Annotated in this window: 11 protein-coding genes and 1 tRNA gene; 8 read left to right on the forward strand and 4 right to left on the reverse strand. The window is 57.8% G+C overall.

The annotated features are described in order from the left end of the window. Positions 1 to 45: 45 nt before the first annotated feature. Positions 46 to 2,238 carry an elongation factor EF-2 gene (locus tag MW046_RS06380; protein ID WP_247994720.1) on the forward strand — a complete coding sequence of 731 codons (2,193 nt, stop codon included), beginning with the start codon at positions 46 to 48 and terminating at the stop codon, positions 2,236 to 2,238. An 89-nt stretch (positions 2,239 to 2,327) separates the two neighbouring features. Further along, a complete protein-coding gene (locus MW046_RS06385; protein WP_247994721.1) occupies positions 2,328 to 2,543 on the forward strand; it encodes a hypothetical protein in 216 nt (71 codons plus the stop codon). Here the strand turns inward: MW046_RS06385 and MW046_RS19710 are convergent. Further along, a complete protein-coding gene (locus MW046_RS19710; protein WP_247994722.1) occupies positions 2,512 to 3,039 on the reverse strand; it encodes an AAA family ATPase in 528 nt (175 codons plus the stop codon). The two genes, MW046_RS06385 and MW046_RS19710, sit on opposite strands and share 32 nt — an antisense overlap. 358 nt (positions 3,040 to 3,397) lie before the next feature. On the opposite strand from MW046_RS19710, the gene MW046_RS06395 reads away from it, so the two are divergent. The 5 genes from MW046_RS06395 (at position 3,398) to MW046_RS06415 (ending at position 6,825) form a co-directional block, all read left to right on the forward strand. After that, on the forward strand, positions 3,398 to 3,979 hold the full coding sequence (locus tag MW046_RS06395; RefSeq protein WP_438268182.1) for an amino acid-binding protein: 582 nt from the start codon (positions 3,398 to 3,400) through the stop codon (positions 3,977 to 3,979). Beyond that, positions 3,976 to 4,917, forward strand: coding sequence for a homoserine dehydrogenase (locus MW046_RS06400; protein ID WP_247994724.1), 942 nt, complete (start codon positions 3,976 to 3,978; stop codon positions 4,915 to 4,917). Before MW046_RS06395 ends, MW046_RS06400 begins: the two co-directional genes overlap by 4 nt. Positions 4,918 to 5,076: 159 nt before the next feature. Then, positions 5,077 to 6,342, forward strand: a complete 1,266-nt coding sequence (tuf, locus tag MW046_RS06405; protein WP_247994725.1) for a translation elongation factor EF-1 subunit alpha — start codon at positions 5,077 to 5,079, stop codon at positions 6,340 to 6,342. 5 nt (positions 6,343 to 6,347) lie between these two features. Further along, the gene (gene rpsJ, locus MW046_RS06410; RefSeq protein ID WP_124954006.1) at positions 6,348 to 6,656 is read left to right on the forward strand and encodes a 30S ribosomal protein S10; all 309 of its coding nucleotides are present in this window, start codon (positions 6,348 to 6,350) and stop codon (positions 6,654 to 6,656) included. Positions 6,657 to 6,753: 97 nt separating this feature from the next. Then, positions 6,754 to 6,825 (forward strand) — tRNA-Ala (locus MW046_RS06415). 441 nt (positions 6,826 to 7,266) lie between these two features. Here MW046_RS06415 and MW046_RS06420 read toward each other — a convergent pair. From MW046_RS06420 to MW046_RS06430, 3 genes are all read right to left on the reverse strand, one after another. Next, on the reverse strand, positions 7,267 to 8,751 hold the full coding sequence (locus MW046_RS06420) for a polysaccharide deacetylase family protein (protein ID WP_247994726.1): 1,485 nt from the start codon (positions 8,749 to 8,751) through the stop codon (positions 7,267 to 7,269). 276 nt (positions 8,752 to 9,027) lie between these two features. Then, a complete protein-coding gene (locus MW046_RS06425) occupies positions 9,028 to 9,996 on the reverse strand; it encodes a glucosamine inositolphosphorylceramide transferase family protein (protein ID WP_247994727.1) in 969 nt (322 codons plus the stop codon). A gap of 207 nt (positions 9,997 to 10,203) precedes the next feature. Further along, on the reverse strand, positions 10,204 to 11,523 hold the full coding sequence (locus MW046_RS06430) for a hypothetical protein (RefSeq protein ID WP_247994728.1): 1,320 nt from the start codon (positions 11,521 to 11,523) through the stop codon (positions 10,204 to 10,206). A 462-nt stretch (positions 11,524 to 11,985) separates the two neighbouring features. Here MW046_RS06430 and MW046_RS06435 point away from each other — a divergent pair, with 462 nt between their 5' ends. Next, entirely contained in the window at positions 11,986 to 13,665 is a 1,680-nt protein-coding gene (locus tag MW046_RS06435) for an ammonium transporter (RefSeq protein WP_247994729.1), read from the forward strand. Positions 13,666 to 13,670 lie beyond the last annotated feature (5 nt).

Genomic DNA, 13,670 nt, shown 5'->3' on the forward strand with positions numbered 1-13,670 from the left:
TCGGAAACACTATGCTTTTCACTGCGCTTCTGATATAGCGCGGTAATGGGCCGACGTAAGAAGATCGTACAGGAGTGTGAGCGGCTGATGGACAGACCGGAGAACATCCGGAACATCGCTATCGCTGCCCACATCGATCACGGAAAGACGACTCTAACTGACAATCTATTGGCAGGTGCGGGGATGATCTCGGAGGATCTCGCTGGCGAGCAGTTGGCGATGGACACCGAGGAAGACGAACAGGAGCGTGGAATCACCATCGACGCGGCGAACGTGTCGATGACTCACGAATGGGAGGGGACGAACCACCTCATCAACCTCATCGACACGCCGGGCCACGTCGACTTCGGTGGTGACGTGACCCGTGCGATGCGCGCGGTCGACGGAGCACTCGTGGTCGTCGACGCCGTCGAGGGAACGATGCCCCAGACCGAAACCGTGTTGCGCCAGGCGCTCCGGGAAGGCGTTAAACCGGCGCTGTTCATCAACAAGGTCGACCGGCTCATCAACGAGCTACAGGAAGGTCCCGAGGAGATGCAACAGCGCCTTCAGGGTGTCATCCGCGACGTCAACGAACTCATCCGTGGGATGGCAGAAGAGAAATACGAAGAGGAGAACTGGCGAGTCACCGTCGAGGACGGCACCGTCGCCTTCGGATCGGCGCTGTACAACTGGGCCGTCTCTCTTCCCTCGATGCAGGCAACCGGTATCGACTTCGGTGACATCATCGATTACAACCGACGCGGTGAAGAGGGTATCAACGAACTCAAAGAGCAGTCGCCGCTGTCTGACGTCGTGTTGGACATGGTCGCGGAACACTTCCCAGATCCGTTGGAAGCCCAGCCCGAGCGCATTCCAACGGTGTGGCGGGGCGACAGCGAGAGTGACCTCGCGACGATGATGCAGGAAGTCGACAAGGATGGCGACGTCGTGTTCATGGTCACTGACATCGGCATGGATCCCCACGCCGGAGAGATCGCCACGGGACGAGTGTTCTCCGGGACGCTCGAACGCGGACAGGATCTGCACGTGTCGGGCACCGCTGGAACGAATCGGATTCAGTCGGTTGGGATCTTCATGGGCGGCGAGCGCGAGGAGGTCGAACGCGTTCCCGCCGGGAACATCGCCAGCGTCACTGGAATGCGCGATGCGATCGCTGGATCGACCGCTTCCAGCGTCGAGATGACGCCGTTCGAGTCGATCGAACACATCTCCGAGCCGGTTATCACGAAATCCGTCGAGGCACAGCACATGGACGATCTGCCAAAGCTGATCGAGACGCTCCGGCAGGTGTCCAAAGAGGATCCGACGATCCAGATCGAGATCAACGAGGACACCGGTGAGCACTTGATCAGTGGACAGGGCGAACTCCACCTCGAAGTCACCACCCAACGCATCGAGCGCGAGCAAGGCATTCCGGTCACGACCGGTGAGCCGATCGTCGTCTTCCGGGAAGCACCCCGCGAAGATAGTGAAGTCGTAGAGGGAATCTCCCCGAACCGTCACAACCGGTTTTACATCAGCATCGAGCCGCTTTCGGAAGACCTCATCGAGCTGTTAAAACGTGGCGAGGCGACCAACGACATGCCGGAACTGGAACGGCGAGAGGCCCTCATGGAGGCCGGCATGGACAAAGACACCGCCCAAAACGTCGAGCACATCCACAGCTCGAACATCCTCATCGACGACACGAAGGGGATCCAACACCTGAACGAAACGATGGAGCTCGTTATCGAAGGGATCGAGGAGGCGCTCGAAGACGGCCCGCTCGCTGCCGAGCCGGTTCAGGGCGCGCTCATTCGCCTTAAAGACGCCAGGCTCCACGAGGACGCCATCCACCGTGGACCGGCCCAAGTGATCCCTGCGGTGCGTGAGGCAGCGCACAACGCGCTCATCGACGCACGGATCTCGCTGCTCGAACCGATCCAAGACGTTCGGATCGACGTCCCCAACGAACATATGGGATCGGCCTCCGGTGAGATTCAGGGTCGTCGTGGCCGCGTCGACGACATGTACCAGGAAGGAGATCTGATGGTCGTCGAAGGGGTTGCTCCGGTGGCCGAGATGATCGGCTTTGCAAGCGACATCCGTTCAGCGACGGAGGGCCGCGCGTCGTGGAACACCGAAAACGCAGGCTTCCAGGTGATGGCCGACAACCTCCAAACGGAGACCATCACGGAAATCCGCGAACGGAAAGGTATGAAAACGGAACTGCCGGCGACCGTCGATTACTTCTGAATCGTTGGCGTTCGGTTCTGCCGCGTTCCCATCGTTCGACCACCTCATCTATCACCAGTGGTAAATGAGTTGCTATCGAAATGTGACTAATGGACAACGATGAAACACTCTGTCCCGATTGTTCCGTCGAGATGGAGGCGTTGACACTGCGAGCGCTCGGGTACAACAGCAAGATAGCACTCGTTACCGACGAGCCACAGGACGACCTACTCGGGCGGCTCGGTCCAAACAAAAAATACGACATCGTTCCATACGTCTGCCCGGAATGTTCGCTCACTCGGCTGTATGCGGATATTGACGAGTGAGCACTGACGACAACGATGGAAGATCGAACAGGTTCCATCGGTCACCGAGCCGGTCAGAAAGCACGTCTTCGAAACCAGCTTTCGACAAGTCCCGTTCCGACAGGGGTCGTCGCCCATTTACACTCTCCAAACAGCACCGAGGGCGTTTGGTCGTCGAGCGCAATGAGGTCGATCTCCTGTTCGTCGTAGCACCCGTTGCGATCGCTTCGAGGATGCTCATGTACCGTAACGGATCTCGAAGCTTCGTCCGGAGACGGAACTCAGGTTCATTGTAGAGGATCGATGTCTTCGAAAGATGCTGGTTGAGAATGTTCGTTTCGAGGGAAACATCGTGATCGAACAGGGTGAGATCCATCGGCATCCCCCCGGTCACCGCGAACGACCGAACGCTGTCGGCAAACGAGTGGTCGATGAGCTCGAACGTGGTGGGGAATGAAAAGGGCTGAAGGTCTATCTGTGTGGTTCGATGGCCGTATAAGGGGCTTTCGTGACTCATCACCTCCGATTCTATGAGTCTGATACTCGATCCACAGAGAATGAGTGTCGACGTAGAATCGGCTGGCTGATCATCAACCATCCCCTGAAACGCCGAAAGCACCGACTCGTCCGAAGCAACGAGATACGGAAATTCGTCGGTTGCGGTGAGCTTTTCCTGTTGAACTCTCGCAGCGTCCTGGGAACAAGGTGGTACCGAACTGGTTCTGATCGTATTCCGCCCAGAGCACCTCGAGTTCCTCGACACGATCGTAGAACATTATTACGATGACGACTCAGCTGTCGTCCTTCCTGTCGTGTTACCCGACGATCAACCACCGGCAAGCATGCGTGCAGAGCGAGTCGGTTAAGACGTTCTCGTGGTTTCACATCACAATGCGAACCGCCCTAGCCGTGATGGAGGTGGATCGATGAGTGAACGAACGGACGTGAGAGCGCACACGGTTCGGCTGGAGCTCAACGACGAGCCGGGCGAGCTGTTGAACGCGCTCGGTCCGATCGCCGAACACGGCGGCAATCTCCTGTCGATCTTCCACGAGCGAGGGAACCGGACACCGCGGGGACAGATCCCCGTCGAGGTGGATGTCGAAGCAACGCCCGAACGCTTCGATCGGATCGTCGACGCGCTGCGCGAAACAGGGGTGAACGTCGTTCAAGCTGGTGCGGAGCGTTACAGCGAGGAGCTGACCGTGCTTCTCATCGGGCATCTGGTCGAGACCGATCTCTCGGACACGCTCACCCGGTTTGAACGCTGTTCGAGCGCATCGGTGGCGGACGTGTCGCTTACGGTGGCAGACGACGCTGAGGACGTTTCCAGCGCCCGCGTTCGGCTCGCAGCACACGCCGGAGAGACCGACCGCGCGCTGGCAGCGATCCGTGAGGTGGCTTCGGAGAAGGATCTCACAGTGATCTCTCCGCTCACCAGGGGTGATTCAGGATGAAACTGGCGATCATGGGCGCGGGCGCTGTCGGTGCTTCGGTCGCGGAGCTCGCAAGCACGTACGGACACGAGGTGACGGCGATCGCCGATTCGAACAGCGCGGCGATCGATCCGGACGGACTCGACACCGATGCCGTACTCACGAGCAAACGAACGTCGGGAGCCGTCGGGAACGACGATCCCGACGACGTGCTCGATGGCACGTACGACGTGCTCGTCGAGGCGACACCGACGACGCTCGGTGATGCGGAGCCGGGCTACAGCCACACTGTCGGCGCACTGGAACGCGACCGCCATGTCGTGTTGGCGAACAAGGGACCGGTCGCTGAGCGCTACGACGAGGTCCGCACACGCGAACGAAACAGCGACGGACGCGTGCTCTTCGACGCTGCTGTCGGTGGTGCGATCCCTGTTCTCACGACGATCAACGATATCGGTCGATCGAATGTCACCGCCGTCCGGGGCGTTCTCAACGGCACGGCCAACTTCATCCTTTCGCGGATGGCCGCCGAATCCCTCGATTACGAGCACGTCCTCGCTGAGGCGCAGGATCTCGGCGTGGCGGAAGCCGATCCGACGTTCGATGTAGATGGAACCGACGCGGCGCTGAAATGCGTCATCCTCGCAAACGTTCTCTTCGACGGCGGATACACGCTGTCCGACGCCTCCACCACAGGAATTCGAAACATCCCGGGCACTGCCCTCCAACTGGCTGCTGAGGACGGCAGAACGATCCGGCTCGTCGGGGAAGTCGTCGACGACGAAATCTGTGTCGAACCACGGCTGGTACCAGAAACCGGAACGCTCGCCGTTTCTGGCACACAAAACATCGTCCAGCTCCACACCGAACACGCAGGCCGATTGAACATCAGTGGTCGCGGTGCGGGTGGACACGAGACGGCAACTGCCGTACTCGGAGACATCAGCCGGTTGGGGTGAGTCTACAGCAAAACTCGAACGAGGCGACGCTACCGATCGATCGTGGTATGACCTGTCAAACCGCTGTACGCGAAGGGAACAGGCGGGCTATGCTTTCGAAATCGTTTTATGAGGCTCAGACGGTAGTAACCCCTACAGCGCTTTGCGCGTGAGATATCAATGGCAGACAAACCGCACCAAAACTTAGCGATCATCGGTCACGTCGACCACGGGAAAAGCACGCTCGTCGGTCGACTGCTGTTCGAGACGGGAAGCGTTCCTGAGCACGTGATCGAGCAGTATCGAGAAGAAGCAGAGGAGAAAGGCAAAGGCGGCTTCGAGTTCGCGTACGTGATGGACAACCTCGCCGAAGAGCGCGAGCGAGGTGTCACCATCGACATCGCCCACCAGGAGTTCGACACGGACGATTACTACTTCACGATCGTGGACACACCGGGCCACCGTGACTTCGTGAAGAACATGATCACGGGCGCGAGCCAAGCCGACAACGCCGTGCTCGTCGTCGCCGCTGACGACGGCGTCCAGCCACAAACCCAAGAACACGTTTTCCTCTCGCGCACCCTCGGTATCGGCGAACTCGTCATCGCTGTTAACAAAATGGATCTCGTCGACTACAGCGAGGACGATTACGAGCAGGTCAAAGAGGAAGTCACACAGCTCCTCAAACAGGTCCAGTTCAACGCGGACAACACCACGTTCATTCCGACCTCGGCGTTCGAGGGTGACAACGTGGCGGAGCTGTCGGACAACACGCCGTGGTACGACGGGCAGACGATTCTCGACGCACTCAACGATCTGCCGGAGGTCGAACCGCCGACGGACGCCCCGCTTCGGCTCCCGATCCAGGACGTGTACACGATCGACGGGATCGGAACAGTGCCGGTCGGCCGCGTCGAAACCGGCATCATCGAACCCGGCGAGAACGTCACGTTCCAGCCCAGCGATGCGGGCGGTGAGGTGAAAACCGTCGAGATGCACCACGAGGAAGTGCCCAAAGCCGAACCCGGCGACAACGTCGGGTTCAACGTCCGGGGCATCGGCAAAGACGACATCCGACGCGGCGACGTCTGTGGCCCGGCCGACGATCCTCCATCCGTCGCCGACACCTTCCAAGCACAGGTCGTCGTCATGCAACACCCCAGCGTGATCACTGCTGGGTACACACCGGTGTTCCACGCCCACACCGCACAGGTCGCGTGTACCATCGAATCGCTCGACACGAAACTCGATCCGGCCAGCGGCGAGGTCGAGGAAGAAAATCCCGACTTCATCAAAAGCGGAGACGCGGCCGTCGTCACGGTCCGTCCCCAGAAGCCGCTGTCGCTCGAACCGTCGTCGGAGATCCCCGAACTCGGGAGCTTCGCCATCCGCGACATGGGTCAGACCATCGCCGCTGGCAAGGTCCTGAGCGTCGAGGAGCGCTAACATAGATGCAGCAAGCACGCGTTCGGCTGGCGGGGACCAGCCCAAACGACCTCGACACCATCTGTGACGATGTCCGGGAGATCGCCGAGAAAACCGGCGTCAGTCTCTCGGGTCCGGTGCCACTTCCGACGAAAACGCTCGGTGTTCCGTGTCGAAAATCACCCGACGGTGAAGGCACGGCGACGTGGGAGCACTGGGAGATGCGTGTTCACAAACGGCTCATCGACATCGACGCCGACGAACGCGCGCTCCGACAGCTGATGCGGATCCAGGTTCCGAACGACGTCAGTATCGAGATCGTCCTCGAAGACTGAGTACGAACCGAAACGGGTCCACACCGGCATCTCACGCGCTCGGGCTTCGCGCGTGAACGGAAACGGTTAAAAGTGATCGGTGGCTTGGTCGTACTGTGGGCTCGTAGATCAGTGGCAGATCGCTTCCTTCGCAAGGAAGAGGCCCTGGGTTCAAATCCCAGCGAGTCCATGACGAACGAAGTGAGGTATTTTGGCGTTTTTTGTAATATAGTCTATCGACTATAGGCTCAATATAGATTGCTTGATCACCTCTATATTGAACCTTCGTTAGACCGTGTTTCGATTGATTACGAAAGAAAATAGTCGAGAGATAAGCCCAGTTGTAGGGAAAGAGTATATTGAAGCTACCGTAGAAGGCTACAATAAGCCACAGCAGAATCGGAAGTGTTGAAGTATACGATGAGAAGGTACAATACTGTAGACGGCCGAGGGCACTCCTACTGGCAGTAGATACGTACAATATATACACGGCGAATGAAACATGTCGTGATCCTGTGCTCAAACCTTCGGATAGAATCATGAGCTAATGAGCGCCTGCTCAAACGGAATGAGTGACCGTCTCGTCCAGTTCAAACCCCAGACAAACTGGGTGGACTCCGGTTTACCCCCATCAACAGGGATAGATTTTGATGTCGTCGATATGAACCTCCTTAGAGGTAGTCCAGATCGCCAATCGCCAGCCGCCACTGTGATCGGTACCGATATCGGCGCGTGGACAGCCAAAGGGAGCATAGATCCGCGTCCACGTGTCATCGACTGACCGGGAGGTGTCGAACGTCTTGCCGGCCAAATCGTCAGTCGTAAACGAGTCCACTCGCGTTCGGACGGTTGCCATTTGTCCTGTTGGTGCCTTCGCGTAGAAGTCAAGCATCCCAGCCGGAAATACCGGGGCGAGTGTGATGCGGCGCTCGGACAGTCCGTTTGTCCGTTCTCCACTGATTTTCGATCCCATCGCCCAGTAGTTGCTTCCCTTTTTTCCGCCGTCGGAACGGACGGCAGGGGCTGCGCCGTACGAACCCCACACACCGTTCTCCCACGTAGAAGCAAAGGAAGCGTCGGAGTCGTTGACGATGTTCCCATCAGGGAGATCCCACGGGATCAACAGGCCTCCTGTCGAAGTTGCTAAGTCAAGTGCTCCGGCGGCTCGCTTTTTCGCGGCGTGATCGAGAATCTCTTCCATCCGGTTCCAGTCCTCTATTTTATGTGTATGAAAGAAAAATCGGAGTCGATCGGTCGTTTTGGTGAGTCTGTCGATGATCTGTTTCGCTTCGGACGCAGTCATGTCGTCGTCTTCGATCTTGATCGACGCCGCACCGTGATGAGCGACGTTACCGACCGCACGCGGTCCATCCGAGGCTGGAGCGGCGTACCCGTGACCACTCGCTGCGAACGCCGTTCGAGTCATGTACGATTTCGCGCTGTCGATCTGACTAGTGTTGATCCCCGATCCCTTGCGCGGCATCATGTGCTGGATCGGAAACCCCATCTGCTCTAGCGCGCGCTTTTGATCGAGCAGAATTCGTTCCAAATCACCCAGATCATCAACATGCTCATCCAAGTGACCACCATCGGCCGTGTAGAGACCGACTTCACATCCGTGCATCATCATTTCGACCAGTTGAGAGCGTTCCAATCCAGTGCCGATCCGATCCGGTGTGGCTGCCATCATCCACGGAATCCCCCGGTCTTTCATTCGAGGGTACGTTTCAGTGTACTCTACCGGATAGCTCCCTTCCGAGTGAAACATCAAAACAGGCGTCGACTTGTTTACCGGATACGACGCGAGATGTTTCGGCATCTGCATGGGCCAGCTCGCCCAGCGAGCATCGGAGACACGTCCCGCAGCGAAATCATCGAGCGCGTGTCCGAACACTGAGCGCTCTTTGATGCGCTCGTGAATCGTGCGGATCGGTGCCAGCGGCTCGGCTTTCGTACCGAGCGGCAGCTTGTACCACTCGGTCTCCTCCGCTGGCCACTCGTAGGCCCCGGCGTCAGTGATCGCAAACGCTGGAGTTTCCTCGGGTGGAGTTGGTAGCTCATCTTTCGTCCGTTTACGAATGATCGTGTCATAGATCGCAGATGCGTTGTAACTCATCGTGAGTTTATCATCAGACGGTGGAGAAGAGTCATCACTAGTTAATTGATAGTACCCTCCAGCTGCTGCGACTGTCGCAAGGAGTCCCAAAAAATTTCGTTTGCTTATTTTTATGGATGGTGGAATCATAACTGCGATAAAACCGACGTGATAGAGCAATAAATAAATACTATATTGGCATAGAATATTGTAATCCACGACAATCAAGCACGGAAGGTATACCACAGATGTGACGTTCCTGCCGGGTGAACCGATCGCTGTAAGCGACGGATGATGTTAGACAGGCGGAATATCGAGTATTCCGATGGTCCACTGGTCGTCGAGTGACTCCTGATCGCGGACGCCGTCGACGGCACAGCGCCACCCCTTATCGGGCCCGCGCCACCACGGATCGAACGTGTGCATGCCGTTGTTCGCCCATCCGGTGCCGAACTCTTCGAGCACCGGCGATCCCGAAACTTCCTGATCCGTGTATGTAGACGGGGATAACTGGGTCACCTCACAACACCGGATCGCATCGCCGTAGTTGTCGACCAGATCTTGGAAATACAGGTACAGGCGACCGTCGTGGATGATCGGCCGCCCGCCCTGTCGGGCAGCATCGCGGCGGTCGGTGACGACGGGATTCCGCTCGTGGGGCGTCCAGCCTTCCCGTTCGAGGTCTCGAGAGTGATACACCATCACCTGCTCGTTACCCCGGTCGGTGAACAGCCACCACCGGCCGTCGTACCGAACGAACGTCGGATCGTGGGGATAGTAGTCCACGTCGATCGCGTTGCCGATGTGAGTCCACTCGGTCGGAAACCGATCGGCTTTGTACAACTCGACCTTCTGGCCCGTCGGCGGACACATGTAGTAGCTCCCGGCGTGTTTCCACACTAGCGGAAACGACGTGTGATACCGCTTTTCCAACACCACCTGATCGTACGTCCAATCCAGCCCATCGGAACTGGTGGCGTGGCCGATCGGCGCGTCCGGCTCCCGATCGCTGTTCAATATCTCGAAAAACATGTGCCACTCACCCTCCTCAACGAACAAAAACGGATCGGCAACGTACTCCACGTCGCCGTAATCCGTCACATCGTCCCCTGACAACACCGGCTGGGCGGCCGACGGCTGAACGTGGCTCCCCGTCGGGGGGGCCACATCGGCTGGCGCATGGGGCGACTCCGGAATCCTCGGACCCGTGTACGGGGACACTGCGTTGGCTGCGGTTTTAGTGCCGGAATCGGCTGTCTTTACCACGGACCCCGTCTGTGTCGAGGTTCCAAATCTATCGGTACTACCCGGTGTCGATCCGTCCGTTGAGGCGACTGTGTCGGTCGATGGCGTCGGAGTGGAGTCTGTCCCTGGCTGTTGACAGCCAGCACTGCCAGCGATGAGAGCGGTGCTACAGAGAAATCGTCGTCGAGTCCAATTCATTTTGATAATATATTATATAATAAAGTTATACTAATTGTCTTGATTGTTCGGGCAGTCAGTTTCGGGGGTATCGGCAGTTGACGATTGCTGCTGATCGTTGGCACGCTCCGTTTCGTCAGTGTCGTCGGCGTTGCTGTCGCCACCGTTTTGAGAAGTTCCGTCTGTTTCGTCAGCGTTCTCCCCGTCGGTTTCATCCGAGTCGTCACTAGCCCCGTCAGTGTTATCTCCACTGCCAGTGTCACTGTCGCTACTGGTGTCGTCGTCACCGCCGGTATCATCTTCACCAGTATCGCCATCACTGCCAGTGTCCTCTTCGCCGTCGGGATCGTCTTCGAGTTCGTCTGAGTCTGGCGGATATACGTACAGTTCGAGGGTCCTGTCAGCTCCGTCAATCGTGATCTCCTTATCGTTTGAGCTCCAGATTTCGTCTCGGTACTCGCTGGTCGCTGAAACGGTGTATGTGCCGTTTTCTAGTTCAAACGACGCTTGAACGTACGTCGGATCACCATCCACAGGAGCCGTCGTCTTCGTCTCACCGTTCACCGTGACGTCACCGCTAACGATGTCTGCATCGCTGGATTCGACGAGATAGACGGACAGACTGTGAGTTTCAGTGTCGGGATCGTCTTCGAGTTCGTCCGAACCTGGCGGGTACAAGACCAGCGAGACGGATTCGTCCGCTCCATCGATCGTCACCTCCTGATCGTTAGCACGCCACGTTTCGCCGTGGAAATCACTGCTCGCTGAAACGGTGTACGTGCCGTCCTCCAATTCGAACGTCGTCAAAACCTTGGCAGGATCACCATCCACGGGGGCCGTCGTCTTCGTCTCACCGTTCACCGTAACGTCACCGCTGACGATAGCCCCATCGTTGGAGGCGATCAACGCAGCAGTCAAGGTATGGGTTTCAGTGTCGGGATCGTCTTCGAGTTCGTCCGAGCCCGGCGGGTACAAGACCAGCGAGAGCGCTTCGTCTTCCCCGTCGATCGTGACCTCCTGATCCGGAGCGTACCACATCTCATCTCGGAGTTCGCTGCTCGCCGAAACGGTGTACGTGCCGTCCTCCAATTCGAACGTCGTCTGGATGGTGGCAGGATCACCATCCACAGGAGCCGTCGTCTTCGTCTCACCGTTCACCGTAACGTCACCGCTGACGATGTCCGCATCGTCGGAGTCAACCAACCCGACGGTCAGAGTGTGCGTCTCAGGGTCCCCGTCGGATGCATCATCCGTTTGGGCCAGCCCTGTTGCTGTCCCCCCAATTCCTATTGTAGAAACGACAAGACTGGCTTTGAGAATACTGCGCCGTGTGGTGCTTCGCTCGACGTCATCGACGTGATCCGATGTCATATACGACAATCATGAATTTCAGAACCGCCGGCATAAGCTTCGTGGCCAGTAATAATGATCCTGCTACTTCTAAAAGGTCATCAACCACAAAGCAGTTGTGGAACTATCATTCAGGGAGCACCCGAATCCGCCGGGGGCTTCACGTTCACGCCGAACACTGATCTGAATCAGCGCGCGCGAGCCACACGGGAAATTTTCCGAGAACGACGCTTAACGAACGCCCAATACTACCCGACCGAACATCTTATTTTTGGTCAAAATACAACCTTATACTCTATTTATTATGCAATAAATAAGACATTCAGTCGATTACTAAGAGTAAAAATTGATATTGTCAACTCAAAGCTTATGTATTGTCGTTCCATGCTGTTTTGACGTGAAACACGATACGAGTGAGAAGAGAATTGGAGAATGGATGGACAAATATCAACAAAACACGCTCGATCACACGAGGGTGAGTCGATGAACGAGCTGTTGTTGCAGATCGATCCGACGGCAGTGACCGAGGCGGTCAACTACACGTGGGTTCTGGTGGTGACGTTTCTCATTTTCTTCATGCACGCTGGCTTTGCGATGTTGGAGGCCGGGCAGGTGCGTTCGAAAAACGTCGCCAATCAGTTGACGAAGAACATGCTCACGTGGAGCATCGGCGTCATAGTGTTCTTTCTGGTGGGAGCGGGCATCAAGGCGTTCACCGCAGCACTGACTGGTGGTGAGACGTTCGGTGGTTTCTTCGCCGTGCTCTCGCCCGAAAGCACGATGGAGTGGGCTGATTGGCTGTTCGGTGCGGTGTTTGCGATGACCGCCGCGACGATCGTCAGCGGTGCGGTCGCGGGCCGTATGAAGCTGCGGGCATACGTCACGTACACGGTGTTGTTGGCGGCGGTGATCTATCCGGTCGTGACGGGACTCACGTGGGCTGGCGGTTGGCTCGACACCATCGGCTTCATTGACTTCGCGGGTGGCATGATCGTCCACGGAATGGGCGGTATCGCGGGACTCACCGCTGCGTGGATCGTTGGTCCTCGGATCGATCGGTTCAACGAGGACGGCACTGCAACCGTCATTCCCGGTCACTCGATCACGTTTGCGGTGTTAGGAACGTTGATCCTCTGTTTTGGTTGGTACGGATTCAACGTCGGTACGGCGGCGGCTCCGTTGACCGAAGGGGCTGCCAGCCTCGCTGACTTCGCGTACGTCGGTCGGGTGGCGCTCACGACGACGCTCGGAATGGCCACAGGAGCTATCGGCGCAAGTGCCGTCTCGCTCCTAAAAACGGAGAAGGTCGACACGTTGTACGTTGCAAACGGTATGTTGGCCGGATTGGTCGGCGTCACGAGCAATACACACCTGCTTACGTGGTACGGAGCACTGTTCGTCGGCGCTATCGCAGGGGCACAACTGCCGATCACGTTCGAGGCGATCGAAAAACGGCTAACCGTCGACGACGTGTGTGCGGTTTTTTCGGTCCATGGCAGCGCGGGCATCATCGGCACACTCCTTGTCGGAGTGCCGGTACTGACCGTTCCGGACGCTGGCGTGAGCTTTGCGAGCCAGCTGATCGGGGTGGCTCTCATCACCGGATGGACCGTGCTCACCACGTCGCTGATCTTCGGTGCGCTGAAAGCCATCGGACAGATCCGAGTCTCCCAAGCTCACGAACACGACGGACTCGACATCAGCGAACACGGTGTAGAAACGTATCCGGAGTTCGGACCGGAGGAAACGCCAGCAACTGACGGGGCTGGCGTCTCGGGTAGTGGCACGCTCCGAGCGGACGGCGGACGGTCAGACGAAAGTGGTATCAAATTGGTCATGGCGTACGTCCGTCCGGACAAACTCGCCGCGATCAAACGGGCGCTCGCAGACGTCGGTGCACCGTCGCTCACCGTGACGAACGTCTCGGGCCGTGGCTCACAGCCTGCGAGGAAGGGGCAGTGGCGCGGTGAAGAGTACACAGTGGATCTTCACCAGAAGGTGAAAATCGAGTGTGTCGTTGCCGATATCCCAGCCGACGCTGTCGCAGACGCGATCCGTGACGCCGCAAGAACAGGTGAGCCTGGCGATGGGAAGGTGTTCGTCGTCCCCGTCGAATCGGCTATCCAAGTACGGACCGGAAACACAGGGCACGACGCAGTCTGATCCGC

The sequence above is a fragment of the Halocatena salina genome (assembly GCF_023115355.1).
Taxonomy (GTDB): Archaea; Halobacteriota; Halobacteria; order Halobacteriales; family Haloarculaceae; genus Halocatena; species Halocatena salina.